Genomic DNA, 25,645 nt, shown 5'->3' on the forward strand with positions numbered 1-25,645 from the left:
TTCAATCACCTCCGAAGCAGACCAGGCGGTCGGCCAGTTGCGCGGCTTCGTGCAGCTGGCCCAGGCCTGACAGCTCCCACGGCATCGGCAGGTTCACCGCCGGGCGCTGGTAGCGGTTGGCCTCGGTGTCGTCGAGCACACCCCGGCGCAGGGCCGCGGCAATGCACACCACGGCGTCGAGCCGGTGATCGCTGACGAAAGCGCGCCACTGCGCGGCCACGTCCAGCTCATCCTGGGGCGCGACGATATTGGCCGAAGCACTGTGTACCCCGTCCTGGTAGAAGAACAGCCGGGCAATTTCATGCCCGCCGGCCAGCACCGTCTCGGCAAAGCGCAAGGCGCGGCGCGAGGAGGGCGTATGGGCCGGGGAAAAGACCGCAATGGCGAATTTCATGTAAGGCTCGAGCAAATGAATGCGGCCATGATAAAGCAAAAAGCCCGCGCAGGTGGGCGCGGGCTTTTGCTCGGATCGCCTGGGCTCAGGCCTGTTCCTTGCCCTCAGGCAGGAACCAGTTGAGCAGCAGGGCACAGATGCCGCCGGTGGCGACGCCCGACTCCAGCACGTTGCGCAGTGCCGCCGGCATGTGCGCGAGGAACTCCGGTACCTGGGCCACGCCCAGGCCCAGCGACAGCGACACGGCGATGATCAGCAGGGCGCGGCGGTCGAGGCGGGTGCTGGCGAGGATATTGATGCCCGAGGCCGCGACGGCGCCGAACATCACCATGGCCGCACCGCCAAGCACCGGCTCCGGCACAGCCTGGATCACCCCGGCAACCGACGGGAACAGGCCCAGCAGGATCAGCATGGCGGCGATCCAGATACCGATATGGCGGCTGGCAATGCCGGTCAGCTGAATCACGCCGTTGTTCTGGGCGAAGATCGAGCTGGGGAAGGTGTTGAACAAGCCCGCCAGGAGCGAGTTGGCGCCGTTGACCAGCACCCCGCCCTTGATCCGTTGCATCCACACCGGGCCTTCCACCGGTTGGCGCGAAACCTTGCTGGTCGCGGTCACGTCACCGATGGCCTCCAGCGAGGTGACCAGGTAGATCACCAGCATCGGGATGAACAGCGACCAGGAGAAGCCCAGGCCGAAGTGCAGCGGCGTCGGCACCTGGAACAGCGCGGCCTGGTGCATCCCGGTAAAGTCCAGGCGGCCCAGGTAGCCGGCCAGGGCGTAGCCCACAGCCAGGGCGATGACGATGGCGCAACTGCGCATCCATACCACCGGGACACGGTTGAGGATAACGATGATCGCCAGCACCACGCCCGACAGCAGCAGGTTCTCGCCATCGGCGAAGGTGCCGTTGGCCATGGCACCGAAGCCGCCGCCCATGCTGATCAAGCCGACCTTGATCAGGGTCAGGCCGATCATCAGCACGACGATGCCGGTCACCAGCGGGGTGATCAGGCGTTTGACGAAGGGCAGGATGCGCGACACACCCATTTCCACGAACGAACCGGCGATGACCACACCAAAGATCGCCGCCATCACGCCCTCGACCGGTGTGCCTTGCTTGACCATCAGCGCGCCGCCAGCGATCAGCGGGCCGACGAAGTTGAAGCTAGTGCCCTGCACGATCAGCAGCCCGGCGCCAAACGGCCCAAAGCGCTTGCACTGGACAAAGGTGGCGATACCCGAGATCACCAGCGACATCGACACGATCAGGTTGGTGTCACGCGCCGACACGCCCAACGCCTGACAGATCAGCAAGCCCGGCGTGACGATCGGCACGATGATCGCCAGCAAGTGCTGCAGTGCCGCCAGCAGGCCGATCAGCAGGCGAGGCTTGTCCTCGAGGCCAAGGACCAGTTCATTGGCAGGCGCCGCCGCGCCTGGGCCGTGTTCGTGTGAACTCATGGGAAAATGCCGCCCCGGAAGAAAAAAGGAGCGCATTCTACGGGCAGAACGGCCATTGCGGTAGAGGCAAGCACGATGGCCGCACAATCGCGGCGGAATCGGCTAATAAGCTGACTTTTAAGTCAATCTCCGGCGGCTTTCCTGCAGCTATTCAACGGGCACGAAAAAGCCCGCCGAAGCGGGCTTTTCCTGAGGCGGTGGCAACAGATTCGATCAGTCGTCGCGGCCCATGATGCCGAACAACTGCAGCAGGCTGACGAACAGGTTGTAGATCGACACGTACAGGCTGATGGTGGCCATGATGTAGTTGCGCTCGCCGCCATGGATGATGGCGCTGGTCTGGAACAAAATGCAGACCGACGAGAACAGTACGAAGCCAGCGCTGATCGCCAGTTGCAGGCCGCTGATCTGGAAGAAGAAGCTGGCCACCACGGCACCCAGCAGGACGAAGAAACCGGCGGTGATGAAGCCGCTGAGGAAGCTCATGTCCTTGCGGGTGATCAGCACGTAGGCCGACAGGCCGCCGAACACCAGTGCGGTCATGGCGAAGGCCGAACTGACCACTTCGGCGCCACCGGCCATGCCCAGGTAGCGGTTGAGGATCGGGCCGAGGATGAAGCCCATGAAGCCGGTGAGGGCAAAGGTGGACACCAGGCCCCAGGCCGAATCACGCAGCTTGTTGGTGAGGAAGAACAGGCCGTAGAAGCCGATCAGCACCACGAAGATGTTCGGGTAGCCGACACGCATCTGCTGGGCGACGAAGGCCATGATGCCGCTGAAGGCGAGGGTGAGGGCCAGCAGGCTGTACGTGTTGCGCAGGACCTTGCTGACCTCCTGCTGCTCGACCTGCTGGCCGTGTTGGACGGCGTAATCCTGTTCGCGCATGGCGCACTCCTTTGGGGTGAGACCGCGGTCCGGGACCTGCGGTAGTGGAACGTATGGTGCAGAGCATATCAGAGCTGTCGCAAGCCGCGACACAGAGAGTTTGACAGCTTGTTACATTAAGGTATTATTGCCGCCGCAAAACAGCTGGAAGCGTGGCCGAGTGGTTTAAGGCAACGGTCTTGAAAACCGTCGATGGGCAACTATCCTAGAGTTCGAATCTCTACGCTTCCGCCATATTCAAAGCCCTGATTTTTCAGGGCTTTTTGCGTTTTTGGGGCATGCGTTTAGGCTGGGTGATTCGCGCAAGTGTTCCGCATCTTTTAAGAGGTGTTCCGCAACCTTGCTGGTTTGTTCCGTCACCGGGTTGGCTTTACAACCTCTCCGACGCGGCGGTAAACAACCTCTGTTATGCGCTTGTCGGTATGGCCGAGCAGCCTGCTTGCATGGGCCAGGTCCTCGATTTCACTGGCAGCCTTTGGGCGGATGTCTCGGAACTGGAAGCCCTTGATCCGATCGGCTAGGGCTGGGTCCATGTCATCAATCGCCCTGTCTGCCGCTACCCTTCTCGCGTCATCCCACCGGAGTCGAAGCATCGACCTGGTGACATTGCGACCGTCCTCTGTATTGATCAGGTATGGGCCTCGCACGCCTCGCTCCCTACGCTGCAGCAGCAGACGCTCAAGCAGAAGCGACATCTGGCTCTGCTCACCGTCAGTGGCCAGTCGTATCCGAAGCTTCTTGGCTGTCTTGCCCTGGTCAATTTGCAGGTACCCGTCGACCACGTCTGACGCCCTAGACGCCAGGACATCGGCTGGCCGCTGACCGGTGAGGTAGGCCAGGTCCATCGCATCCCTGAGTTCCGGTACGGCGACTGCGTACACCGCATCCCAGATTGCAGGGCCGGCGTAGAAGTCCCGCGGCTTCTCCTTGTTCTTGCGAACCCCAGCCGCTGGGTTAACCTGAGAAGTCACTCCCCATTCCCTCGCCATGTTGAAGATATGCGACAGCAGGGCGATCTCTCGATTTGCCCGCACCTTCCCAGTGCGCCTGTCGCGGTACTGAGCAAGCGTGTGCGGCGTGATCGCTTCGATAGGTGCGTCGCTGAAAGCCTTCCTGAGCTGCCGAAGCTCGGCCAGATTGTCCTTCTGTGTCCGAGGCTTCTTGGTTGGGATGACATCTCGCTCGTATCGATCGAAGAGGTGGCTCATCAGGCGAGTGACTTTCGGCAAGGCTTCCCGTATGTCGCGGCATGTGCCACGGCCTTCGCAATCACTGGTTGCTTCAAGATGGTTGTCATCCGGTTGCGCCGGGAATACCCGCTCGCCAAAGCCGTTGGGTAGGTCAGGCGTTGCATTGCACTGGCATCGTCCGTAGCATTGCGAGTTGACTACGTAGACAGCAGAAAATTTGTCGGCGGTGCTGCGTAGGCCCTTTAGCTGTGGGTCATATGAAGGGAAATCGGAAGCGTTTGGGCTGTTCCGCTTCAGTGCGGGAGGCTTGCTTCTGAGGCCGTCCTTCCTCCGTAGTCACGAAATGCTGCGTACCTTGGCCTCCGTCGCGTGAAAAGCCGTGACGGGGGCCAAGTACTTTCTGCCTCCTTCTTGGCAAACCTTGATGATGGCCACGGCCTGGTAGCGTGTCTTTCCCACCAGCACCTTGCGCCCGCCGCTGAACATCATCACCTGCGCATGCTTAGGTTTGTTCAGGCCAACCTGGCTTTGGCTGCAATACGCGCTCGTTATGATCTCAAGCACCTCGTCAGGGGTGCACCCGTCTTTCATTTGCCGGGCGAGCAGCGCATGTCTGATCGCTTCCAGGTCAAATCGGATACCTCTGCAGTTCGGTACCGGCCACTGCTGTTGGCGGCATATTTTCCGAATTCGATCGAACTGCTTCGCCGTCAGGAGGTAAGTGAACTCTGCGACGTGACCGGCTTGATCGAGGCGCAGGCCTGCTTGCTCCAGACGCATCGCATGTTCTATTAGCGCTCGGAACGCTTGAGCGACTATCACATCACCCTGCTGACTATTGCCCATTGCTCAGTCCTCGCTGGCCGATTGCGGTGACATGCGAGGCGTTATCGCGAGGCCTTTGCTGCAGCGCGCGTAGGTTTCTTCCGGCTTGTGGCTACTGCTTTCGCCTCGCGTTCAGTAATCATCTGTTTGGCAAAGGTGCGGGCTGTCTTGATGAGCCCGTCGAACGAGTAACTGTTACTGAGATTGCCGCCGCTGGTGGCGAAGCGCTTGGTACGCTCGATGTAACCCTTGCTCTCGAGTTCTGCGATGGCACGTTGCACCGTCCGCGGTTCAACCCCAATCTTGCGGGCCAGGGTCGCCTTGCTTGGGAACGGATCATTTCCTTTGCGCCACCAGTAGCCGGCGAGGTGAAGGATGATCACCATATCGAGCGTTTTGAGGCCCAGCTCCTGAGAGTATTCGAACAAGACGTTGGGGATTGCCGTCCAGCCAGATGCGGTCAGGTCTTTGCCCCAGCGGTCAGCGATCGATTTGTCCTCGGCGGGCGGCTTTTTGCTTTTCTTAGATTTGGCAGGTGGGGTTGCGCTTGCTGCCGTGGTCTCGCTCGCAGCTGGCTCGTCCGAGCCTGCTTTATTGCTGTCCTCTAGCTGCTCTGCGGCCGTGCCAGGGGCATTGATCTTGGGAGTGCTGGCTTTCGCATCAGCTTTCTTCGTGCTTGCAGTGGTTTTGGATGCAACAGGCTTTTTTCGAGTGCTGGCAGGCTGAGGGGTAGTGGCCATGATGGGCTCCGTAATGTCTGAGTCGGAGCCGATTATGGGTGCGTCAAAATCAGGGTGGCAATGGGGTGGGTGGCGACTAGGGTGTCTCCCCCGCACTGTTATGCTGCGTGTGGATTTCGCTGAATGTGCTCCACAGTTGATGTGGTTAATTGCTGAATATGATTTGTAGGACGGTGGAGTCTCCCGGGATGAGGGCTTGTGGATCTCCCTCCTGGGGTCATTCCCGTCCTCCTGGGGAGGCGTGAATGTCTTGGGTATGCGCAAAATATTTTTCACATTTTTGCGTTTAGATCCTATTTCTGACGATTAGAGGGCCTCATAAGGCCTTTCTTGAGAGCCGAGAATGGGCATAGAGGTTCTCGGCACGTGGGATATTGATCGCTTAACCATGGCCACTGAACACTCGGATGCCGGCGAGCAGGGCAGGTAGGGATTTTAGCGTGGTTTTCACGAGACCTTGCTTCCTCCCGTCCTCCTGCGTCCTTATCGCTCAATTGACCTTCTGTTCTCTACTTGGCTCATTGAGTGCTTGGGCCCTCCGGCTTCGGCGGCTTGCTACGTGGGAGCGCAGAGTCACTGTGTGCCTGGGCAGCCTTGTCTTTGACTGCGGCTGTGAGAATGCCCGCTACATCCTCCCTGAGGCCCCGATCGGGCAGGTTGTCGCAACCTTTGATCTTCATGAATTCCTGAATGGCTTTGGCAACCTCCGGCTCCGTACGCGCAAGCAGTAGCTTCGTCTGGACAAACAAGCCCCATGCATAAGCCCAGTCTGGGCTTGGCTTTGGCTTGCACAGATGGGCCTGGACGCTTTCTAACGCGGCCCTGGGGTTCACTTCAAAAAAGGAGTCACTGCTTTCCAGCCAACCGTCTGATTCAGCTCGGGACATGATTTTGATGGGTTCCCGAGTGGCGAAGCTCACCTTGTTCCCATCGACCTCAAACAGAGAGGTGGCCGGGAAGGATGTGCCCAGGAACTCCACATGATCGAAGGAGACATTGAAGAATGATGCGAGGGAGAGGTCAGCATTAACAAAGGCTGATTTTTTCACTGTCACGTTGTCCCAGAGCGTGCCTTTCAGCCTGGTTTGGGTGAAGTCGGTGGACACGAGGTCGATGTTCATGAATGTCGCCCCGTCTAGCGAGGCCATGTTGAAATTGGCACCGTTCAGGACGGTGTCCACAAAGACTGTCCCGTAGAGCCGAGAGAATGAAAAATTAGCGCCTGCAAGATCCGCATTTTGCGCCCAGATCCGCGGGATGACCTGCAAGCTGATATCCAGGTAGCGTAGATTGCGTGATCGCAGATCCATCGCCACCTCACGGGTCATGAAGTATTCCTTTGGGTCGGCGTGGCCCGAGTATGCTGCAAGCTCCGCATCCGTATTGGATGGCCCCTTCCACAGCTGCTCGCCCCTATCAATTTCAATATGAGGTACCCAGAAAACTGTGCCGCCATCTTGATTGTCCAGCCAGTGCGTGTGGGTCTTCAGCCATAGCACTGGAGAGAGGTGCGTGGGTAGGAAGATCACATCAATGCACACCAGCAACCAGAGCTCGAATACTCCCGTGGCTAAACCTCGAATCCGCTTCGTATTGGTTTGGATGCGCGTGCTGAAACTGGCAGCGAGCAGTTCTCTAATGCGAATGCGCGTGGCATAGCAAGCGCAGTAGAGCGCCGCGACGTGTAGCACGAAGAGCAGCGGGCTCTGGTAGGCCGTGAAAGTGGTGAGGATGTAGAACAGAGTTGCTGGGCCCGCAGACAGTAGGCAAATCAGCATCGCCAGGTCGGTACGAAGACTGAGTATTTCTGACGCATTTCTCGGACGTGAGGACTTGAGCCCTGCAAACATCTTCGGGAGCCTTCTCAAGGTCACCAGATGCCCTACTAGCACGATCAGGGGGCTCAGGACGTAAAACCCAACCACAGACACTGTGGCGCTCACCAGTGGCAGTTGAATCCCGTTGTTTGGCATGAGCAGCATAGAGTCCTTGGTGGACGATACGCTGGCCAATACGTAGAGAATGAGAAGGGCGTAGGAGAGGAGGGACGACAGCTCAGTCTGGTTCGCTTCCTCCTTGGGCGACGCTTTGCGTGGGAATACTGCCCTGATGGGCTGCTTACGGTTCACAGACATGTCGACTGGTGCTTAGAAAGTTGAGGTCGACAGGGTAACGAATTGTCTTTCTGTGAGACAGGTCAGGTAGGTGCAATATAAGCGTCAGCCCAGCTCAGCTTGCGTAAGTCTGGACGTCATCCCTGATGGGGTGACAGCTGTCCGATCTGGTCACATTGACCAGCCCTGAAGCGTTCATAACTCCTTGCTGACCAGGTGGAGGTGAGCAGGCATCAGGTCTTAAAGACCCTGATCAATAGATCTTCACGGGCAGTGGAAGCTGGCTGCAGCGGATCAAATCACCGTCATACCTCTGCCATGGCTAGGCCCTATACTGGCTGGCTTCATGAACATCATTGCGATACTCATCGGGCGCAAGAGCCCTTGATAACGGCTAGGGTCAGTAAGGAGAGGTAATGGCTACGAATCGAGCATGCATCATCTGCGGTGAGCCTGCGAAGTCAAACGAGCATATCTTTCCCGCCGCGTTGGGCGGGCGTAGAACCAATCGCGGTATCTATTGCCATGACCACAACCTTGGCTTCGGTAAGCTGGTGGCGCGTTTGGAAACCCAGCTGGCCATGATGAACGGTGCATTAGAGGTGAGGCCGGATCGCAAGGACAAGGCCAAGCCCTATTTCTTTATGGACGGTGATACCCGTTATCGCATGGCTGGTTCGAACATCGACATCGATATGCCACCGCCTCTTGATTTAGCAAGCGTTGGAGCGAGCACCGAGGTGAAGCTTGCTGTGCCCAGCCTGGACGTAGCCAAGCGCTGGGTTGAAGCTAATCAGACAGATAAGATCAAGATTGATCTTAAGCAAACGGGGGCACCGCAAACGCACTACCGAACTGAAGGTAACCGCATCCAGTTGAGGTTTGGCGGGTGTGATTTCTTGCAAGCTGTCGGCTACCTTGCGATGACGTTCTTTGCGCACTCATTCCCTGATGCTGCTCGACATGAAGGGCTGAAGAGCTTCAAGGAAATGCTCCAGCGCGACCTTGAAGATGACAAGGCGAACTGGGAGCAGGAGTTGGTCTGGTGGGATGGCCGGGAGGCCTCCTCAGTTGTGGGTGACAATCCCTACGACTTCGGCCACACGTTGGCGGTGGGGGTGTGTGACGTCACGTCACGGGCATACGCCTATGTATCATTTTTCTCATGCCTGGGCTTCGGCGTGGATTTGGGGCCGGTTGAGTATTCAGGCGATAAAAAGACGGTGTGCACGTTCATCAACCCCCTGGCTGATCGGGCAGGAGACTCCGTAACCGAGGTGCCTCAAACCATCTTCAACACGGAGATCGGCAAACCGGGGGTTTCCCTTTATGACATGATTCACTCGGGTGCGGCGTCGAGGGCTGTTGGGCGGTTTCAGCAAAAGCTGCATGCGCGACACACAGAAACGATCGTCGCTGACATTCTCTCGCGGGTACCACCTCAACCAGTGGCGTCTTTTGAAGGGTTTGAACAGTTCATGGTCATCACGCAGGAGTACGGACAGTCACTGCTCAACCTGCTTCGGAAAGTGGTTGACGGTCTAGCACCAAAGTTCGTAGATCATGAGCCGGCTCCACAGGTTCTGCGCTCTCTGATTGCGAAAGACGAGAGCCGGCATAATGGATTGACGCCCATCGCCTGGCAGGTGCTCCAACTCACCATGAAGCTGGTTGCACTGCAAATGCATAGGGCCCACACAGATGGCGCTCTGGACTCACAGAAGGTCTCAGGTTTGTTCTTTGGTGACCAAGGTCTTGAGTTGATTACACGCGACGTCATCCAGCCAATCTTACTGGCGCGCCCCGGCCAATGACCTTCGAACATTGAAGGTGAGCCACTGCATTGGCCACCATTTATCGGTTGATTCTCAATCACTCGATCCAGGATTAATCTAGGCCGTGCAGGTTCGAGCTAGTGAGGTTGACGGCCCCTGGTTGACGACCAACTGTGTAGAGGGGACGCATGGTGAGCGTCCCCACTGTCGCCGGCCGACTGGGTCAAGCTCACACACCAGCCATTATAGGCCGAGGACAGACTCAGACAGGTCATCGAGAGGCTGGTGGAAATTTCCCAGATCTCGGTACATATAATGTCGTGTAGTACCACGGGGGCTGGGTGGCAGCGCCGCCTGGGTAGAAGGGACTCATTACAAGGAGTTTTATGCCAACTCAACGCAGAGGTTCTGACGGTAAGTCGATAACAATCCCCACGGGCTGGACATCTCGTCAGGGCTCAGATGGCCATGTTGTGCCTATCCGACCTGGCGCAACCTCAAGGCAGGGGTCGGACGGCAGGGTTGTCGAAATCCAATCGGGCTGGACTTCTAGGCAGGGTAGCGATGGTCGAGTAGTGGCGATTCCGCCCGGAGCTACAAGTCGGCAAGGTAGCGATGGTCGAGTGGTGGTGATCCCACCTGGGGGCACGAGCCGGCAAGGCTCCGATGGCCGAGTTGTTGCAATACCTAAAGGTTATACCTCACAGCAAGGTACTGACGGGCGAGTCCTTGCTATTCCGCCGGGACGGCGGGCAGTAACGCAGGCTAACGGAAAGCTAAAACTAGCTCCGCAGTGAGTCTCGTGGGGGCTTACCCAACTCGGAAGGTGTCAAAGCTGCTACGGTCTTACAAGCCTACTGGCGGTTACCGAGCTCATGCGCCAAAGTGCAAGATCTTGTCCGATTTCGGTTTGACGCCTGACAGGATTTGAACTATCTAAAAGTAGGCTTCGCAAACCAGACGATAGGAAATCAAGTATGAGCATCAAGCCAGGCCCGAAACGAACAAACGAAGATGGTACTCCAGATAAAAGGCAGAGAGTTACGCCTGAAAAGAAAAAAGATCATCCAGATCTGAAGCCCCATAAGCATAAAAAGGGGGAGTAGTACCGAAAAGCAGCTCTCAGGAGCTGCTTTTTTATTTGTTTGCCAGAAGGTCTATGTGAGGTTCAGTATTCGTAAGCGGAGAGTCGTATTCTCTTTGCGATCCCATCATCGCTTTGAGCAAGCACTGCGCCCAACATTTTTGTGGATCGCGCACTGGTGGAGCGGCGGAGGAGTGCGTAGAGGTCTACCAGGGATAGAAGTGTCACCAAAATTAGTTGTCTACGGCTGCTGAGCTGGTTAACGTATCCGGGTGTCATTCATGAGAATCCCTATGGACGATCAAACCCACACAACGCCTTCAGGCAACTTGCCGGATTCTGATCCTGGGCAGCATGCGTCCATCATTGATGAGCTGAGAGCTGAGTTCCGAAAGCTCGAGCGAGAAGAGGGTGGCTGTTTTGAGCCGTCGCTTACAGACGCTGGGCGCCGAAAGAGGGCCAATGAAGCGATCGGCTACATCATCGACTTAACCCTAGGCTCCGGCAAAACCGCCCACTACAAAACAATCGTTACCGCCATTGAGCGTGCGCGATTGGTGTTGAATGCTCTCGATGATATCAGCGAGGCTATCGGCTTAACCGCGAGCTTGCAGCGCCAAGCGCGTATCTGGACGAGTGTTCTGACCTACAGCCTTGCCGTCCTGGCGAGACTTTATGCGCTTCTTGCCTACTCTCGGCATGCTGTCTTGAGTATCCCTTTGCATGCTGACGGCCCTGAGCTCAGCGGCTACAAGCACCGCCTTCGTTAACTCTCCCTTCGAAATTTTCATTTTTTCCTTTTTCGAATGGGGAGCTTTGCTCGTGCCTACCAAAAAACGTCGTGCATCTTCCAAGCGCCCACAGAAGGGCCGAGAGAAAAAATCCACATCACCGTCCAGCGCACAGGCTAGAAGTGCGGGTCGCGAAAGGCGGTGGGCTGCACGCCTGATTGAACTCCTGAAAATCGGTATTGGCTTGGCCAACCTTATCTTGGGGTTACTCAAGCACTGAGGGCGCCGCCACCGACTGAACCAGGGCGGCCATTAAATGCAGGATGCTAGGGGTCACGCCGCGGCAGGCTTGGAGCACATGTTGCTCTAGCCTGTGACGGTACCTGCCCACCCAAAACGCCTCTCTGGAATAGCTCATGGGTGTGGCATAATGCCACTCCTTGGGCTGGCACATGGTGCGCGGCACTTGCTAGAAAAATGAGAAAGTATCGAGGCATAGGATTGCATTAAATGACCCCCGCAACGTATACAGCGGTTCTGCCGATCGCTCTGTTGTCAATTGTGTTTATGGTGAAGTTGACCGCATGCAGGCCAATAAGCGGTCAAGAAGTATGGCGGGCCACGATGGAAATCCCTGTCGACATTTCAATTTTTGGGGTGTCGACGCTGATCAGTTTTATCATGATCTTGGGTAGTGGTGGCGCCCTGTCTGAAGCCATGTTTCTTTTGTTGGGTTTTATATCTTTAAAGATATTCAGTATTGTGATTTGGCGGATTTGTATTTCGGAAGTGGAAAAGGGGAGGTTGGTTTGGTGGAGGTTGGCGGGAATCGTCTTGGGTACAGGACTTAACTTTTTTATTACTATCATGATGGCGTTTTATTCTGTAACACTTCTGGTGAGTAAGCAAAATGGTCTTTCTTGATCTCAAAGATGTTGCAGGGGTAGCAGGGTCTGTTTCCGCAATCCTGTCAATTGTGCTCGGTGTTTATGTGCTTTATTCGAGTAGAAGCAAGACGCGCTATAATGAGCAGGCTCGAAGAGTTGAGCTTGAGGTTATGCGTAAGTCGTTTGAGGAAAAGATTTACCGTCTAACCGAGCGTATGCAGAAAAATCCGGATCGGTGGCAGGACGTCAATCATCTGGTTGTTGAAGGTAACTCAGCGCGTGCCGAAGGTAACCTGACTCCATCAGGCAATGCCGCGGCTGCCTTGAGGCCTTATCAGTTTATCGAAGATCTAGGCATTGACTTGGGTTCTCTGAAAATTAAAGAGAATCAGGTGTTTGTGCTGACGCCGTTCCATTCGATGTATGAAGAAACTTACGGCACTATCAAGTCGGCGTGTGCAATGAATGATCTGGTTGCTGTTCGTGGCGACGAAGCATTCAAGGTTGGCAATATACTAAAACATATCATTGAGCAGATTATTTGCTCTTCATTTATTGTTGCTATTATCAATGGGCGCAATCCTAATGTGCACTACGAGCTCGGGATTGCTCATGCGCTCGGCAAGAATGTGTTGTTGGTTTCTCAGGGTGTAGAAGAAATTGCCTTTGATTTGCAGAGTGAGCGGGTTCTGATTTATAAGGATCAAAGTGATCTTAGTAACAAGGTTTATATTTACTACACTAAGATCCTTAAGGGGAAAATGGTAGTCGAGAACTACGATGTCACCCCCGCTTTACATGGTTGGGAGTTGAGGAAGGCAGGAGCTGATCGAGCCTCTCAATATGCAGCGACGAGGCAAGAACTGCTGGGGGGGTTGGCCGACTTCTTCGCTCGTAAAAATGCGTCGGTCAAGATTCACAATGAGGACGGTACTCTTGAAGAAGAGCGTGTCTACCCTCGGTCGGCTGACCCGCAGCGCACCAAAGGATGACCGTTTTTCATTGCAGGTTACCCTTGCATGGGCGTCAGGTGCACCAGCTTTGCTGGTGCACACTCCCCAGCTCTCTAATGGATACGAGGGTTTAGTAACGGGTTGTCTATGACGTTCATTTGGCGTGGGTCATTCACCATGACAGGTTGCCATCAGGAGCGCTCGCACCATGCTCTCAATGCCGTCGATTGGAGCCTTCTCGAAGTAGCTACGCAACTGGCGTATCTCCGCCAGGTTGTCTTTCTGAGTGCGCGGCGCCTTCTTCGGGATGATGTCGCGCTCGTATCGGTCAAAGATCGCACCCATGGTGACCAGGTCCTTGGGTTTCTCCTTCGCTTCCAGCTCGGCCCACTTCAGCCTTGCCAGATTCAGGTCAGTGCCCAGCGGTACCGGCTTCCCAGACTTATCCAAGTAGAAGTAGCTGATCCACTCCTTGCCAGGGTTTTTCATGCTCTTACTAGTGCGCTTGCGCCGGTACATGTCGGGCGGCAGGTCACGGCTCTCAGTCTTCCTTGGGCGCATTTCACCTCACCTTCGAAATGTCAGGTGTCCACGCGGGGACTACTGGTGGTGGCGACGCCGTTGGCATTATTCCAAGGCTCACGCCCAGCTTCATGCGGACGTAATGGCGGTCAACCAGTGGGCGCCCGCTTCGGGTTTCAACGAGTACCCAGCCACGTTCCTCTAGCCAGCAACGCTGATATCCCCTGGCCTTATAGTCAGTCAGTTCGGCTAGCTCTTCGTCCGAAAGAATCTCGGTTTGCATGTGATGGTCTCCACGCCGCTGATGGCGGCAGGTGTGATTAAATGGGGCCTCAATCAGGAGGATCGATATGGGCAAGACAGCCAAAAAAAACCTTTCTACTTCGCAGGTGCACCGCTCGTTGCGATTGGCGCCGCCTTTGCCGCTATAGGTGCGTCGGGACAGGAAGCCTTCGGCTACACCGCAGTTGGGCTACTGGTGCCTGGTTTGTTGTTGCTCAGTGCGGGCTATAGGTCGAATCGCCAGCGGGTTTAAGTTGGTAGGATGGATTTAAGCTCGCGTTTCGAGCAGGTCAGTTATGGCTCGATCCTCTTGAACTCGACGACCCATATCCACGGATTGTTTTCCCAGGCTTCCGGGCCGTTGATGGAAACCCACAAGTCCTTGAACATGGCCATCGGCAGTGATTCTCCTTGCGGCTTAGTGAGCTTCACGCCAACGGCGTGCTTGGTCAGGCGAGGCCGCGAATCTTGCGATTGCGAGGCTTGCCGCCCTTAGCCATGTTGTGGTGCCGGCAGTCGGGCGATGCCCACAAGATGCCGACCGGCTGATCTTTGGTAGCCATGACCGGGTCGACCTCGAAAACGTCCGCCACGTAGTGCTCGCTCTGCTGGTGGTTGGCGCGATGCACGGCCAGGGCGATTGGGTTGTGGTTCACAGCGACATCCGGCTCGCGGTAAGCCTCGGCAATACCGCTGCTGGCGCCGCCGCCGGCGAAGAGATCGACAACCAGGGCGAGGGAGGTCATACAGGTCATGTTGTCGTCCTTGCGTGCAGGCTCTGTGCTAGGGAAGATGAGCCAAAGGGATTAAAGGGAGAGTCATCGTGGATCGTCGAGCGGAATGTGGTGGCACTTAGGGTCGTTTGATAAGATGGCGATCTGGAATCATGGAAGAGAATTGATCGTGGCAAAGTGGCGAAAGTACTCTGTATGGGCAAGGTGGGTGCGTGCACAGGTTTCACAGCGGTGCCGGTGGTTAGTAAAAAAATCACATATGCATGCAAAATACTTAGGGGATTTAGGTTTTGAGTCGTGGGCAAAGATCATTACCGTTAGCTACCTGTCATTGATTCTTGGAATTGTATGTGCTCGTGTCAGGGAGCTAATTTCACTGCCCTTGAATGAGCTGGGAGACTTTGCGGCAGGCGCATTTGGCCCGCTCGCATTTCTTTGGCTGGTGCTAGGCTATAGACAGCAAGGAAAAGAGCTTAGCGCAAGTACTCAAGCTTTGGAAATGCAGGTCTCTGAGCTAAAGGCCTCGTTTGATTTACAGCAGGAAATTGCAAAGAAACACGACTTGACACTTGACCCGGTTTTGCAGGTAAAGTCTCTGGGTTGCAGGTCTTCAGGCGCAGATAAAATTGAAGTGTTTTCTATCGAAAGTATTGAAAACGCTTGTCGTCAATTCACAGTTGAAATGAATTCGGGTGATGGATCCCAAAAGGCGGGGCCATCGATTTATGGGTTGCTTTCACCCGGGAAAGCTATCAGTTTTAACGGAATTAAGTATTCTGATGGTCAACAGCGTGGGGCGGGTATCACAGTGAAGTACATTCGGGCCAATGGTAGTAAAGGCTCTCAGCGATTTATCTTTGTTAGATTCTCTGTCGACAAGTTTGTGTTAAGCCCCGAGCTGGAATATTTTGAGTAGCCGGGCTGTGAGTGCTCGGGCGAGGATTCAGTTGGTGAGGTGAGGCATGGGTTGTGATTAAATCACATTTGGCATATTGCGGTGTTTCCGCTGCCGCTCAGGTGATGTCGACATCCGAATCAACCCAGGGGTAACGAAGATGGATCTGCGCCGACCGAGGTATACATAGTGGCCGAGAGTCCTCCCAAAAGAATCACGTGGAGATCGGTTGAGTCGAATAACTTCGCTGATGTCATTGAAGAGGCGAAGGAATATGCAGCTCAGTGGGTAGGGGCAGGGATGCCTAGCAGCGGATACTACGGCCCCATTGACCTGGCTGAATGACCTCGTCTCCTGGGTCCTGCTGAATCATCAGCATGCTCTTCCGGTCGAAGGCCAGAGCCAGGCGCGGCGATATGCTGATTTCGTGCCGCGGCGGGGTAAGAAACTTTGCTGCGTGCCGCCGGCTCAGGGTGTGAATTCCGTGGATCAGCGCCTCGATAATCTGGCTGTAGGTGGCATCCGCCCATCCGCAGATGGCCCGCAGGTGCTGGCCAGTTTGCTTCCTGGCCGACAGCCGAAGCGGCTCAGTCCGCGCCACAGATCTGTGATCCTCGATTTCGTGGCGCGCAATCCTGAACAGCGCGTGATGCCCCAGCGCTTCGATGTGATGAATCATCAGCGTCATCGCCTCGCCCTGTTCCTCGATCCCGGCCCACTCCATTAGGTCCAGCAGGGCCTGTTTAGTCCCTGGTCGGACCTTCAAGCGCAGATCCTCTTCCTGCAGTCGCTCGGCCCTTTCGTGCCGGCGCTGGTCGCGCTCTGTTTGGTCCATCGCCATACGGCACCTCCGTTGATCTGCGGTGCGAAAAATGCTGGTTCGCTTGCCTGCTTCCATTGCTTCGATAATGTGCATGGCCGCATGGCCGCTAAAGCAGAATCTCTTGGTATTGCCGGTAGCAAACATCAATGATGTGCCAGGCTTTGCCCTTGGCTACTGCCTGGAACAAAGGTTCGGGCGCCGGGGCAGGACGGCCAGGTATTTGAAGTCCTGACAATGTCAGGGCTTTTTGCGTTTCTGGGAGTTGGGAATTGTCCGGGAGGGCGTTCTTTGAGGGGGCGAGGGGCTTTTATCGCATTTTGGCAGCCAGGTGTTTCCGCGCGGTTGCTGTGGCGGTCTCACCCATCTAGAGGCATGCGCCAAGGCTGACAGCCGCGGCCGCACAGGCAAACTGGCCCGAAACAGACCGGCGATCTTCGCTCAGTAGCCAATCTGCTTCAAAACCGCCGCCACAATCGCTTCTGGCCTGTCTTCCTGCATCAGGTGGCCCGAGTTTTCTACTCGGACGCAGGGCCATTGGGAGATAAGCCCAGCAAGACGCTCCCCCTGGGAGTAGGGAATCCACGCGTCCTCCGCACCCCAAAGCACCGACACGGGACAATCCAGCCTCCCGTACAGCGGTTCAACTTCCGCGGTGTAGACCTGATCCATCTGTGCGATCTGTCGGTAAAAGGCCGCCTGGCCAATCGGCCCCTGCCATGGTGCGCTGTAAACCTGCAGGGCCTCGTCACTGAGGGGATTGGCCGCAGAGGTTTGCAGATAGGCGGCCAGCAGCGCCCGATGCATGTAGTCAGGCATCCCGGAAAAGGCGGCTTCATGTTGACGGACATGCTGAACGAAAGGAGAGCCCCAGGGTGCCAGGGCTACCGCATCGAAAATGGTGAGAGACGCATAGCGCAGACCGTTCAGGTAGTACCCGCGCAGCGCTGTCGCGCCTCCAAAGTCATGGGCCAGGACGTCAGGGCGCTCGATGCCCCATTCCTTGAAAAGCGCAGCCAGGACCTTGTTCTGAATCGCCAGTGAAACATCCTGGCCCTCCCGCATTTCAGACAGGCCATAGCCAACCAGGTCGAAGTAATACACGGTCCTGCGGTCAGTGAGATGGGGTATGACGCGCCTCCATACCTGCGAAGAGAAGGGCGTGCCATGGATGGCGACCAGCGGCGCGCCTGTGCCCATTTTTCCCCATCTGACCGTGTTGCCTTCGATGCTCGATGCGTAGGGTAGATCCAACATGGCTCACCTCACATTGTCATTTAGCTAAATGACTATATGATGCAGGCATGGACAGATCAACACAGATGAAAGCGATGAGCAGTGAGGTTCGCATGGCGATACTTCGCCTGCTCGCAGCGCCTCGTGAGCACTTCGCCGATCAAGGGTCGGCAGACCCGGTCGAGTTCGGCGTCTGCATGACCCTTATCGCCAGTGCGTTGGGTGTTGCCCAGCCAACAGCGAGCCGTCACCTTGAAATTCTCAGGCAGGCGAGGTTCATCTCGGTTTCAAAGCAGCAAAAATGGTCGTACTGCAAGCGTAATGATGCTGAGATTCTCGAGTTTCTGGAGTGGTTCCGGCTTGAGTTGGCGCCAGGTGTCTAGAAACGCTTGAGTCGAGGCGAAGTACAACGCTGCATCAGCCTGCATGGCTCAAACGGTCAGAACTGGTACCCGACCCCCGCGTAATACCCCCAGCCATCGGACCGGCCGCGGAAATCCCCATCGCCGAAATTCAGCTCGCTGCCATCCTGCCAGTTACCGCCATTGTGGAAGTAACGGCCGACCAGGGTGAAACGCAGGTGGGTAAAGGCATACAGCAACACGTTGGTGGCCACCGTGGCGTTGGCCGTGCGGTTGGGGTTGTCCTTGTGCAGATCCGAGCCGAAATCGAAGTTGGTGAAACCGATATAGGTCAGCGAGGCGCCGTTGTCGAACTTGCCGAGGGGTACGATGTACTTCAGCTGAGCCCGATAACCGTCCCACGAATACTCGTTGCTGGCGCCATAGTTTTCCCACTGGTAGCGGCCGTAGAAGTTGGCCGACAGGTTGACCCGCGAATGGGTGTCGATGTCGGTGCCCAGGCCGCTGTAGAGGGTATTGGCGCGGTTGGCGCTGTTGCTGCCGTGGTCGTAGATCCAGTCGAAGGCTACGTACCATTCCTTGAATGGGCCGACGGCCAGGCTGCGTCCGGCCAGGTAATCGATGGAGATCCGCGGTTCATGCTCCATGAAAACCGGCGAGCCGCGATCCCAGACGCCTTTGTCATGGCTGTTGCCGATGGTGAGGATTTTCGGAATGTCGATGTAGCCGTAAAGCTCGAACGGCCCCTTGCGGCCAAAGTATTCGTACTCCAGGTAGATATCGTCGGTCGGTCGCGGGCCGAAGCTGATGTCCTTGCTGCCGATCAGGGTGAAGTTCTGGTTGTACCAGTCCGACAGGTAGGGGCCTGATTTGGCCGGCGCGGCGGCCGGGCTCAGGGCCTCGCCCTGGGCTGACTCGGTGGGGGCAGTTTCCTGGGCATGGAGGGTGAGGCTGAGTAGTCCCGTAACAGTGCCCAGTAGCAGGGAGGCAGCCAGGTGGGGGCGGGCCGCTGGGCGGAGGAAAGCAGATTGACGCATCGAAAGTCCTTGTTCATGCGGTGCCAGCCCAAGTGGGCTGGAGATGGGCGACAGCTTCGGCGATTGTTCGCTTAATTGTTTTAAGCAAACGTTTGCATACTCTGTACCAACCTGCCAGAGGTCGCTGAAATAAAACCTGAACACAGGGTTTCAGCTGACCCTTCGGTTAGTCGGTTGCATAGAAGGAGGGCGAGGGATGGGGGCAGGCGCGAGCAGGGAGCAGTCATGCTGCAGGGGGAGGCAAAAGGCGCGGTAGCGGGGCGTCGATTGAACGCGGGCGGATTGGGCGATGGCTTGTGACGTGTCACGGCAAAACCATCGCCCTATGACTGGATCACTTCACTGCAGTGTCTCGGGCTTCCTGCCTTTGGAAGCCTCCTGCAACCCTTGCTCCATCCGCCCGATCACCTGCGCCAGTATCGCCGCTCTTTCCAGCTCTCCGGATGCCTTCATCCGTGCATGATCGCGCCGCAGGTTCAGCAGGCATTTCTGCAGTCCAAGTGCCGAGCTGTCGTAGTTGTCCATGTCGTTCTCACTGGCCGTGGCATCCGTGCCGTTGTAGGAAAGGCTCGACGGTATCAGTTCAATTCCCTGGCCAATACTGATTATTCATACACTGGCTGACACAGCTGTCGAAGCGTCCTACAGCGACAAAAGAGGCGTCTTACAAGTTGCCTGGATTGAATGTTTCGGCATGCTTCCATCCATGCCCCGGCAGGCCTCGGATCACAAGGCCTGCCGCAAAACTGGCGGGTCGCTGAGATCAGGCGTGCATCCCGGTACCCATCGCACGTTACTGAAACGATATGTTGCAATTGCCGTGCTAAATGCACGCATCGCTCAGACTTGGGTGTTGGCTTGGCCCAGCAGCCAGTTCACCACCTGCTCAGCGGGTGATCCAGACGGCGGTGTCTGGCTGGCAAGAAGATGGAAGCCGGCATCGGTGCTCAGCTCATGGCCTTCCAGTGCCAGCACCAGCGTGCCGGCTTTCAGGGCATTCGCCACCAGCAGGCGCGGCACCAGGGCGATACCCATGCCTTGCTCGGCAGCCTCGATGGCGAGGATGGTCTGCGAGAACACCGGGCCGCTGAAGCGTGCGCCGGGCAACGCGTAGTGGTCGAACCAGCGCTTCCAGTTGTTGTGGCTGTCGGAAATCAGCGGGTGCTGCGCAAGATCCGCGGCTTGCCGCCAAGGCTGCTCGCCGCGCAAGCCCGGCGCGCACACCGGCACCGCCACGCCGGGCAGCAGGGGCAGGGCGTAGGCGTCGGCGAAGGGCGGCGCTCCCCAGCGCACGGCCAGGTCCACCGCACCCTTGCCGCTCAGCGGGCGGGTACTGTCGGAGGCGTCGATCATCAGGGCCACCTGCGGATACGCCTCGGCCAGGCGCCCCAGGCGCGGGATCAGCCAGCGGCTGGCGAAGGCGGGAGTGGTGCTGAGCAGAACCTGCTGCGGATCGCGCGGGTTGTCGCGCTCCAGCAGTTCGCCGGTGGCGTCCTCGATGATCTCCAGGGCCAGGCGCACGCGGGCCAGGTAGTCGGCGCCGTCCCGGTTGGGCCGCAGGCCCCGGGGCAGGCGCTCGAACAACGGGCGGCCGAGCTTGTCTTCCAGGGTGCGTACCTGCTGGGCGACCGCGCCCGGCGTGACATGCAGTTCGTCGGCGGCAGCGCGGAAGCTGCCCAGGCGGGCGGCGGCCTCGAAGGCTACCAGGTGGTTGACGATGGCGGGGGCGTTGCGTCGCTTGGGCGCGCTCATCCAGTAGATTTCCTGCAGGCTGCTGCCAGTATTCGTGATTGGTACGTTCAGCCGGATTCTGGCTTCATGGGCCTACTTGATCAACTCCCGGAAGGAGCTGCATATGTCTTCTCAGAAAGTGGCAATCATCACCGCAGGTGGCAGTGGCATGGGCGCGGAGGCTGCGCGGCGGCTGGCTGCCGATGGTTTCAGGGTGGCGATCCTGTCGTCCTCGGGCAAGGGCGAGGCCCTGGCTGCCGAGCTGGGCGGCATCGGTGTGACCGGCTCCAACCAGTCCGCAGAGGACCTGCAGCGCCTGGTCGACACTGTGATGCAGCAATGGGGGCGTATCGATGTGCTGGTCAACAGCGCCGGGCATGGCCCGCGTGCGCCGGTGCTTGAGCTCAGCGACGAGGACTGGCACCGGGGCATGGAGGTGTACTTCCTCAACGTGGTGCGCCCGACCCGCCTGGTGACCCCGATCATGCAGCGCCAGGGCGGCGGCACCATCATCAACATCTCGACCTTCGCCACCTTCGAGCCGGATCCTGCGTTCCCCACCTCCGGGGTGTTCCGCGCCGGGCTCGCGGCCTTTACCAAACTGTTCGCCGACCGTTACGCGGCCGAGAACATCCGCATGAACAACGTGCTGCCGGGCTTTATCGACAGCCTGCCGGAGAAAGAAGAGTTCCGTAGCCGGATTCCCATGGAGCGGTACGGCAAGGCCGAGGAGATTGCGGCCACTGTCGCCTTCCTGGCTTCCGAGGGCGCAGGCTACATCACCGGGCAGAACCTGCGGGTCGATGGGGGTATTACTCGTTCGGTGTAAGGGGTATGGCGAGCCTGTAGCAGGGCGGCGACTTCCGTTAGGATGTCGCCCCTGTTTCCCGCTATCCGGATTCCGCCCATGAGCACACCGACATTCCGCCAGGCCACCTCCAGCGACGTGGACCGTTGCTACCAGATCGAGACCAGTGCCTACGAAGGCGACGAAGCCGCCACCCGGGAAAAGATCGCCACGCGCATCGCCCAGTACCCGGAGGGCTTCCTCGTGCTGGAGGCCGAGGGCCAGGTAATCGGCTTCATCAACAGCGGTTGCGCCGACCAGGTGGTGATGTCGGACGAGGCGTTCAAGGAACTAGTCGGGCATGACCCGCAGGCGCCCAACGTGGTGATCATGTCGGTGGTGCTCGACCCCGGGTACCAGGGCCAGGGCCATGCCAGCCGGTTGATGGCGCGCTTCGTCGCGCAGATGCGTGAGCGCGGCAAGGCCACCATCCACCTGATGTGCAAGGAGCGCCATGTCGGGTTGTACGAGAAGATGGGCTACGCCTATGTACGCCCGTCGGCTTCCGACCATGGCGGCATGGCCTGGCATGAAATGGTCATGGTGCTGTAGAGGCCCTTCGACTAGCATCGACGCTTTTCGCAGCCAGGGAGAGGCTTGTGAAGTACGTCGTGATCGAGACACACCGCAGTGAGTACCCTGCGCCCATCACCTTTGCCCGTGGCACGCTGCTGGAGATCGGCCAGCGCTACGAGGGCGACGAGCACTGGGAGGACTGGTACCTGTGCAGTTGCCAGGGGCAGGCAGCGGGTTGGGTGCCTGCCCAGTTCATCGAGCGGCTGGGCGTGGGCCGGGGCAGGGCGCTGGAAGCCTATTCGGCCCATGAACTGGACGTCGATCCCGGCCAGCAGCTCGATAGCCTGCGCCCCTTGAATGGCTGGGCCTGGTGCCGCCGGGTGAGCAATGGCGAGCTCGGCTGGGTGCCGCTGGCCAAGCTGCGCGCGCTGGCGTGATCAGCCTGCGGCCAGCACCGCCGCACTGTCCAGAACGCGCGCATAGTCCATGGCCAGGTTGCTCAGGGCCAGGGCATGGACATCCTCCGCCGGCCACAGCCGGCCTTGTAGATCGCGCTGGTCGAAGGTGTAGCAGGCGTCGCCCACCACCACCGTTGCGAACCCCAGGTTGCCCGCCGAGCGTGCGCTCGACTCCACCGAGTTGTTGGTGATCACGCCGATGATGACCAGTTGCTGGATGCCGCGCTGGTGCAGCCAGTGTTCCAGGCCGCTGTTGCAGAAAGCGTCGGGCAGATGTTTTTCAAACACGGCTTCGTTCGCCTGCGGAGTGAAGGCGGGCTGAAACTCGCAGCCGGGCTGGCCTGGCCGGAACACCGAATCCGGATCGCGGGAGATATGCCGCACATGCACTACCGGGCGCGTGCTTGCGCGCCAAAAGGCAAGCAGTTCGCTGATGCGCTGTTCGGCTTCGGGGTTGTTGCGACGGCCCAGGCGAGGGTGGTTGATGCCGTTCTGCATGTCGATGATCAGCAGGGCGGCGTTGGCGGCGAGTGCGGTCATATCCGGTGGTCTTCCTTGGCTGGACTCTGCACCGTAGCACGGGAGTAGCTTGCCCGAGGGACAACCCGCATCTGATCCGCTTTTTTTCCACGAACCTGAATCTGTAACCGTATCAGCCGCTGCCGGACAATTACGCCCAGGCCCAGCCTTCCAATCCGGTGTGCGCTGGGCAGGCTGCCCCGCTGCATGCCCGCAGCGGCCAGCCCCGCCGTTACGTCATCACACTGTAGAGGTTCCGATGGGCAAGCTCGCGCTGTTTCTGGGTGGTTTTCTGTTGCTGACTATCATGATTGGCCTGCTGGGCACAATTCCGCCAAGCTGAGCCGCAACTTTTTCCTGTCCCGGCCCGCCTGGCGCAATGGCGGGCCAGACTCTTCCCTCCCGGTTTTCCCGCCGAAAGCCGCAGTCGTCTAGACAAGCGGTAGCTGCAAGTCGTTCTCAAGTGCAAGGCGCTCGTGTAATCTCCCGCCCCCAATCAAAGGGCCCGGGCACACGGGCCATTTACTTGCCTTGGAGACAATACACACTATGGAATGCAAGAAAGGCACTGCAGCGATGCTGGAGTGGCGCGGTCGTTTTCTCGGCGAGGGCATCCTCCACGAAGAGGACTACGATCAGGCACTGCGCCGTGCCGAAGAGTTGGAGCGTTCCGGTGTGATCAGCGCAAGCGAATGGATCGAGTTGGTCAAGCTGGCCAATGTGGCCTTGCTGCGTTTGTAATTTTTCCTTCAAGCCTTGCGGAAACTGTCCACAAAAATCGTGGGTAGGTCTGTGGATAAAACGCTACAGGCCAGTATTGGCAAGCACTCTGTTAGATTGAGCAGAAATTGAGCAGCCCTGTTCAGGGCTGATCCCACAGGCGCGGACGGGCATCGCGCAGGGCCTGCAGCAGCTCGCGAGCCCGCGCCGGCAGGTCGCCGGCGGGGTATACGGCATGCATCTGCGGGTCGTGCCCGGTGCTGGACGTCAGGTGAAAATCGGGGCAGACCCGCACCAGCCGTCCGGCGCGCACTTCCGGTTCCCCCAGCCAATCGGCCAGCCGCGCGATGCCGGCGCCCGCCAGCGTGCTTTGCAATACTGCCACCCCCGAACCCAGGCGCAGGCGTGGTCTTGGGCGCAGGCTGGAGATGCGCCCGTCCTTGCTGAAATGCCAGGCCTTGAGGATGCGCGGCGCGGTGTGCAGGATCAGTGCATGCCGTTCCAGCTCCTCCAGCCCTTGGGGCGTGCCGGCCTGCGCCAGGTACTCGGGGCTGGCGTACAAGTGGCGGCGGTAACGCCACAGCGGGTAGCCGATCAGTTCGCTGGACTGCGGGAAGGCACCACGGATCACGAAGTCCAGCTTGCCTTGCAGCGGATCCAGAGCCTGGTCGCTGTACTGCACGTCGAGGGTGACATGAGGGTGGCGACGGGAGAACCCGGCCAGCACACCCGGCAATATCTGCTGGGCCAGCACCTCGGGCGCGGCCAGGCGGATCCAGCCCTGGGCGTTGCCGGTCAGCGCGGCCAACTCGTCGGCGGCATCCCGTTGCACATCCAGCAAGCGTTCGGCGTGGGGCAGCAGGCGCTCGCCGGCCTCGGTCAATGACACGGCGCTGGCGCTGCGGTTGAACAGCTTGGCGCCGCTGTTGTCCTCCAAGGCCTGCACGGCACGTGTTACCGCGCTGGGCGAGCGGCCCAGAGCGCGGGCGGCGCTGACGAAGCTGCGCTTATGCGCGACGCTGACGAATGCCTGAATTTCACGCAGCATGTCCAAGGCCATGGAGGGATTCCTCGTTGCAGTTTTTGCAATGTGGCATTTCAACACAAGCGCGGCGCTTTGATTAGTCTGGCAGCCTGTTTTGTGCCGCCTGGACCTTCGAGATGATGGATATTGCCCTGCTTTCGCTGTTTGCCTTCGCCGCTGGCCTGATCGACGCTGCCGTCGGTGGTGGCGGGCTGATCCAGATCCCCGCGCTGTTCAATGTGCTGCCCAACGCCCAGCCAGCGGCCCTGCTGGGCAGCAACAAGCTGGCTTCGGTATGCGGTACCACGTTCGCGGCGCGTTCGTTCATCCGCAAGGTCAAGCTGGACTGGGGGTTGATCGTGCCGGCGGCGCTGAGCGCCTTCGTGATGTCGTTTCTCGGCGCGGCTACGGTGTCATTGGTGCCGGCGAGCGTGATGCGCCCGATGGTGCTGGCGCTGATCGTGCTGATGGCCATCTACACCTTCTGCAAGAAAGACTTCGGCACCCTGCACAAACCAATGGCCATTGGCCGCAAGGAACAGTGCCTGGCTGTGCTGATCGGTGGCGCCATCGGCTTCTACGATGGGCTGTTCGGGCCGGGCACCGGCAGTTTCCTGATCTTCCTGTTCATTCGTTTCTTCGCCCTGGATTTCCTGCATGCCTCGGCCTCGGCGAAGCTGGTCAACATCGCCACCAACCTGGCCGCGCTGGTGTTCTTCATCCCGTCGGGCAATGTGCTGTGGGCCATTGCACTGCCGATGGCGCTGTTCAATGTGCTCGGCGCGCTGACCGGCACCTGGCTGGCGGTGCGCAAGGGCGCGGGGTTCGTGCGGGGGCTGTTCCTGGTGCTGCTGTGCGTGCTGATCGCCAAGTTGAGCTGGGACCTGCTGGCCGGTTGA

27 protein-coding genes, 1 tRNA gene and 2 pseudogenes are annotated in these 25,645 nt (G+C 58.4%); 13 read left to right on the forward strand and 17 right to left on the reverse strand.

The features are described 5' to 3' along the window. Position 1: 1 nt before the first annotated feature. The 3 genes from tusD to ABZO33_RS06490 form a co-directional block, all read right to left on the reverse strand. Positions 2-394: a sulfurtransferase complex subunit TusD gene (tusD, locus tag ABZO33_RS06480; protein ID WP_414535329.1), complete on the reverse strand. Its 393-nt coding sequence runs from the start codon at positions 392-394 to the stop codon at positions 2-4. Between the two features lie 85 nt (positions 395-479). Beyond that, on the reverse strand, positions 480-1,859 hold the full coding sequence (locus tag ABZO33_RS06485; RefSeq protein WP_414535330.1) for a nucleobase:cation symporter-2 family protein: 1,380 nt from the start codon (positions 1,857-1,859) through the stop codon (positions 480-482). A 213-nt stretch (positions 1,860-2,072) separates the two neighbouring features. Next, a complete protein-coding gene (locus tag ABZO33_RS06490; protein WP_028692373.1) occupies positions 2,073-2,744 on the reverse strand; it encodes a Bax inhibitor-1/YccA family protein in 672 nt (223 codons plus the stop codon). 146 nt (positions 2,745-2,890) lie between these two features. On the opposite strand from ABZO33_RS06490, the gene ABZO33_RS06495 reads away from it, so the two are divergent. Further along, positions 2,891-2,978: transfer RNA gene (locus ABZO33_RS06495), tRNA-Ser, on the forward strand. Positions 2,979-3,100: 122 nt separating this feature from the next. Here ABZO33_RS06495 and ABZO33_RS06500 read toward each other — a convergent pair. The 4 genes from ABZO33_RS06500 to ABZO33_RS06515 form a co-directional block, all read right to left on the reverse strand. After that, on the reverse strand, positions 3,101-3,985 hold the full coding sequence (locus tag ABZO33_RS06500; RefSeq protein WP_414535680.1) for a tyrosine-type recombinase/integrase: 885 nt from the start codon (positions 3,983-3,985) through the stop codon (positions 3,101-3,103). 285 nt (positions 3,986-4,270) lie between these two features. Beyond that, positions 4,271-4,780 (reverse strand): hypothetical protein, encoded by a 510-nt coding sequence (locus ABZO33_RS06505; protein WP_414535331.1) that lies wholly within the window; start codon positions 4,778-4,780, stop codon positions 4,271-4,273. Between the two features lie 41 nt (positions 4,781-4,821). Next, complete coding sequence (locus ABZO33_RS06510; protein WP_414535332.1) at positions 4,822-5,499, reverse strand: helix-turn-helix domain-containing protein; 678 nt, start codon at positions 5,497-5,499, stop codon at positions 4,822-4,824. 518 nt (positions 5,500-6,017) lie between these two features. After that, positions 6,018-7,634: a pentapeptide repeat-containing protein gene (locus ABZO33_RS06515; RefSeq protein WP_414535333.1), complete on the reverse strand. Its 1,617-nt coding sequence runs from the start codon at positions 7,632-7,634 to the stop codon at positions 6,018-6,020. Between the two features lie 395 nt (positions 7,635-8,029). Between ABZO33_RS06515 and ABZO33_RS06520 the strand changes: the two genes are divergently transcribed. From ABZO33_RS06520 to ABZO33_RS06535, 4 genes are all read left to right on the forward strand, one after another. Then, positions 8,030-9,427 (forward strand): hypothetical protein, encoded by a 1,398-nt coding sequence (locus tag ABZO33_RS06520; protein WP_414535334.1) that lies wholly within the window; start codon positions 8,030-8,032, stop codon positions 9,425-9,427. Positions 9,428-10,765: 1,338 nt separating this feature from the next. Then, entirely contained in the window at positions 10,766-11,242 is a 477-nt protein-coding gene (locus ABZO33_RS06525) for a hypothetical protein (protein WP_414535335.1), read from the forward strand. Between the two features lie 471 nt (positions 11,243-11,713). Next, a complete protein-coding gene (locus ABZO33_RS06530; RefSeq protein WP_414535336.1) occupies positions 11,714-12,127 on the forward strand; it encodes a hypothetical protein in 414 nt (137 codons plus the stop codon). A 724-nt stretch (positions 12,128-12,851) separates the two neighbouring features. Beyond that, the gene (locus ABZO33_RS06535) at positions 12,852-13,082 is read left to right on the forward strand and encodes a DUF2188 domain-containing protein (RefSeq protein ID WP_414535681.1); all 231 of its coding nucleotides are present in this window, start codon (positions 12,852-12,854) and stop codon (positions 13,080-13,082) included. A 177-nt stretch (positions 13,083-13,259) separates the two neighbouring features. On the opposite strand, the pseudogene ABZO33_RS06540 reads toward ABZO33_RS06535, so the two are convergent. Continuing rightward, a pseudogene (locus ABZO33_RS06540) lies at positions 13,260-13,604 on the reverse strand (integrase); the annotation flags it as partial. A gap of 1 nt (position 13,605) precedes the next feature. After that, the gene (locus ABZO33_RS06545; protein WP_414535337.1) at positions 13,606-13,848 is read right to left on the reverse strand and encodes a DUF4224 domain-containing protein; all 243 of its coding nucleotides are present in this window, start codon (positions 13,846-13,848) and stop codon (positions 13,606-13,608) included. Here ABZO33_RS06545 and ABZO33_RS06550 point away from each other — a divergent pair. Then, a complete protein-coding gene (locus tag ABZO33_RS06550; RefSeq protein WP_414535338.1) occupies positions 13,843-14,100 on the forward strand; it encodes a hypothetical protein in 258 nt (85 codons plus the stop codon). The two genes, ABZO33_RS06545 and ABZO33_RS06550, sit on opposite strands and share 6 nt — an antisense overlap. 199 nt (positions 14,101-14,299) lie before the next feature. Here the strand turns inward: ABZO33_RS06550 and ABZO33_RS06555 are convergent. Then, positions 14,300-14,602 (reverse strand): annotated as a pseudogene (locus ABZO33_RS06555) (DNA cytosine methyltransferase); the annotation flags it as partial. 238 nt (positions 14,603-14,840) lie between these two features. Between ABZO33_RS06555 and ABZO33_RS06560 the strand changes: the two are divergent. Beyond that, positions 14,841-15,497: a hypothetical protein gene (locus ABZO33_RS06560; protein ID WP_414535339.1), complete on the forward strand. Its 657-nt coding sequence runs from the start codon at positions 14,841-14,843 to the stop codon at positions 15,495-15,497. A gap of 283 nt (positions 15,498-15,780) precedes the next feature. Here the strand turns inward: ABZO33_RS06560 and ABZO33_RS06565 are convergent, their stop codons facing one another. Both ABZO33_RS06565 and ABZO33_RS06570 read right to left on the reverse strand, forming a co-directional pair. Beyond that, positions 15,781-16,317, reverse strand: a complete 537-nt coding sequence (locus ABZO33_RS06565) for a hypothetical protein (RefSeq protein WP_414535682.1) — start codon at positions 16,315-16,317, stop codon at positions 15,781-15,783. 420 nt (positions 16,318-16,737) lie between these two features. Continuing rightward, entirely contained in the window at positions 16,738-17,553 is an 816-nt protein-coding gene (locus ABZO33_RS06570; RefSeq protein ID WP_414535340.1) for an alpha/beta fold hydrolase, read from the reverse strand. 65 nt (positions 17,554-17,618) lie between these two features. On the opposite strand from ABZO33_RS06570, the gene ABZO33_RS06575 reads away from it, so the two are divergent. Then, positions 17,619-17,915 (forward strand): ArsR/SmtB family transcription factor, encoded by a 297-nt coding sequence (locus ABZO33_RS06575; RefSeq protein ID WP_414535341.1) that lies wholly within the window; start codon positions 17,619-17,621, stop codon positions 17,913-17,915. Between the two features lie 56 nt (positions 17,916-17,971). Here ABZO33_RS06575 and ABZO33_RS06580 read toward each other — a convergent pair whose 3' ends face one another. The 3 genes from ABZO33_RS06580 to ABZO33_RS06590 form a co-directional block, all read right to left on the reverse strand. After that, positions 17,972-18,931 carry a nucleoside-specific channel-forming protein Tsx gene (locus ABZO33_RS06580; protein WP_414535342.1) on the reverse strand — a complete coding sequence of 320 codons (960 nt, stop codon included), beginning with the start codon at positions 18,929-18,931 and terminating at the stop codon, positions 17,972-17,974. A 339-nt stretch (positions 18,932-19,270) separates the two neighbouring features. Further along, a complete protein-coding gene (locus ABZO33_RS06585; protein WP_414535343.1) occupies positions 19,271-19,456 on the reverse strand; it encodes a hypothetical protein in 186 nt (61 codons plus the stop codon). A 315-nt stretch (positions 19,457-19,771) separates the two neighbouring features. Next, complete coding sequence (locus tag ABZO33_RS06590; RefSeq protein ID WP_414535344.1) at positions 19,772-20,683, reverse strand: LysR substrate-binding domain-containing protein; 912 nt, start codon at positions 20,681-20,683, stop codon at positions 19,772-19,774. Positions 20,684-20,786: 103 nt separating this feature from the next. Here ABZO33_RS06590 and ABZO33_RS06595 point away from each other — a divergent pair, with 103 nt between their 5' ends. The 3 genes from ABZO33_RS06595 (at position 20,787) to ABZO33_RS06605 (ending at position 22,462) form a co-directional block, all read left to right on the forward strand. After that, positions 20,787-21,491: an SDR family oxidoreductase gene (locus ABZO33_RS06595; RefSeq protein ID WP_414535345.1), complete on the forward strand. Its 705-nt coding sequence runs from the start codon at positions 20,787-20,789 to the stop codon at positions 21,489-21,491. A 78-nt stretch (positions 21,492-21,569) separates the two neighbouring features. Next, on the forward strand, positions 21,570-22,061 hold the full coding sequence (locus ABZO33_RS06600) for a GNAT family N-acetyltransferase (protein WP_414535346.1): 492 nt from the start codon (positions 21,570-21,572) through the stop codon (positions 22,059-22,061). A gap of 47 nt (positions 22,062-22,108) precedes the next feature. After that, positions 22,109-22,462 carry an SH3 domain-containing protein gene (locus ABZO33_RS06605; RefSeq protein ID WP_414535347.1) on the forward strand — a complete coding sequence of 118 codons (354 nt, stop codon included), beginning with the start codon at positions 22,109-22,111 and terminating at the stop codon, positions 22,460-22,462. Here ABZO33_RS06605 and ABZO33_RS06610 read toward each other — a convergent pair whose 3' ends face one another. Next, the gene (locus ABZO33_RS06610) at positions 22,463-23,023 is read right to left on the reverse strand and encodes a cysteine hydrolase family protein (protein ID WP_414535348.1); all 561 of its coding nucleotides are present in this window, start codon (positions 23,021-23,023) and stop codon (positions 22,463-22,465) included. 528 nt (positions 23,024-23,551) lie between these two features. Between ABZO33_RS06610 and ABZO33_RS06615 the strand changes: the two genes are divergently transcribed. Continuing rightward, positions 23,552-23,743, forward strand: a complete 192-nt coding sequence (locus tag ABZO33_RS06615) for a hypothetical protein (protein ID WP_031315428.1) — start codon at positions 23,552-23,554, stop codon at positions 23,741-23,743. A 121-nt stretch (positions 23,744-23,864) separates the two neighbouring features. Here ABZO33_RS06615 and ABZO33_RS06620 read toward each other — a convergent pair whose 3' ends face one another. Further along, positions 23,865-24,782 (reverse strand): LysR substrate-binding domain-containing protein, encoded by a 918-nt coding sequence (locus ABZO33_RS06620; RefSeq protein ID WP_414535349.1) that lies wholly within the window; start codon positions 24,780-24,782, stop codon positions 23,865-23,867. 101 nt (positions 24,783-24,883) lie between these two features. Here ABZO33_RS06620 and ABZO33_RS06625 point away from each other — a divergent pair, with 101 nt between their 5' ends. Then, a complete protein-coding gene (locus ABZO33_RS06625; protein ID WP_110698285.1) occupies positions 24,884-25,645 on the forward strand; it encodes a sulfite exporter TauE/SafE family protein in 762 nt (253 codons plus the stop codon).

The organism is Pseudomonas sp. CAM1A, from assembly GCF_047501685.1.
Classification (GTDB): Bacteria; Pseudomonadota; Gammaproteobacteria; order Pseudomonadales; family Pseudomonadaceae; genus Aquipseudomonas.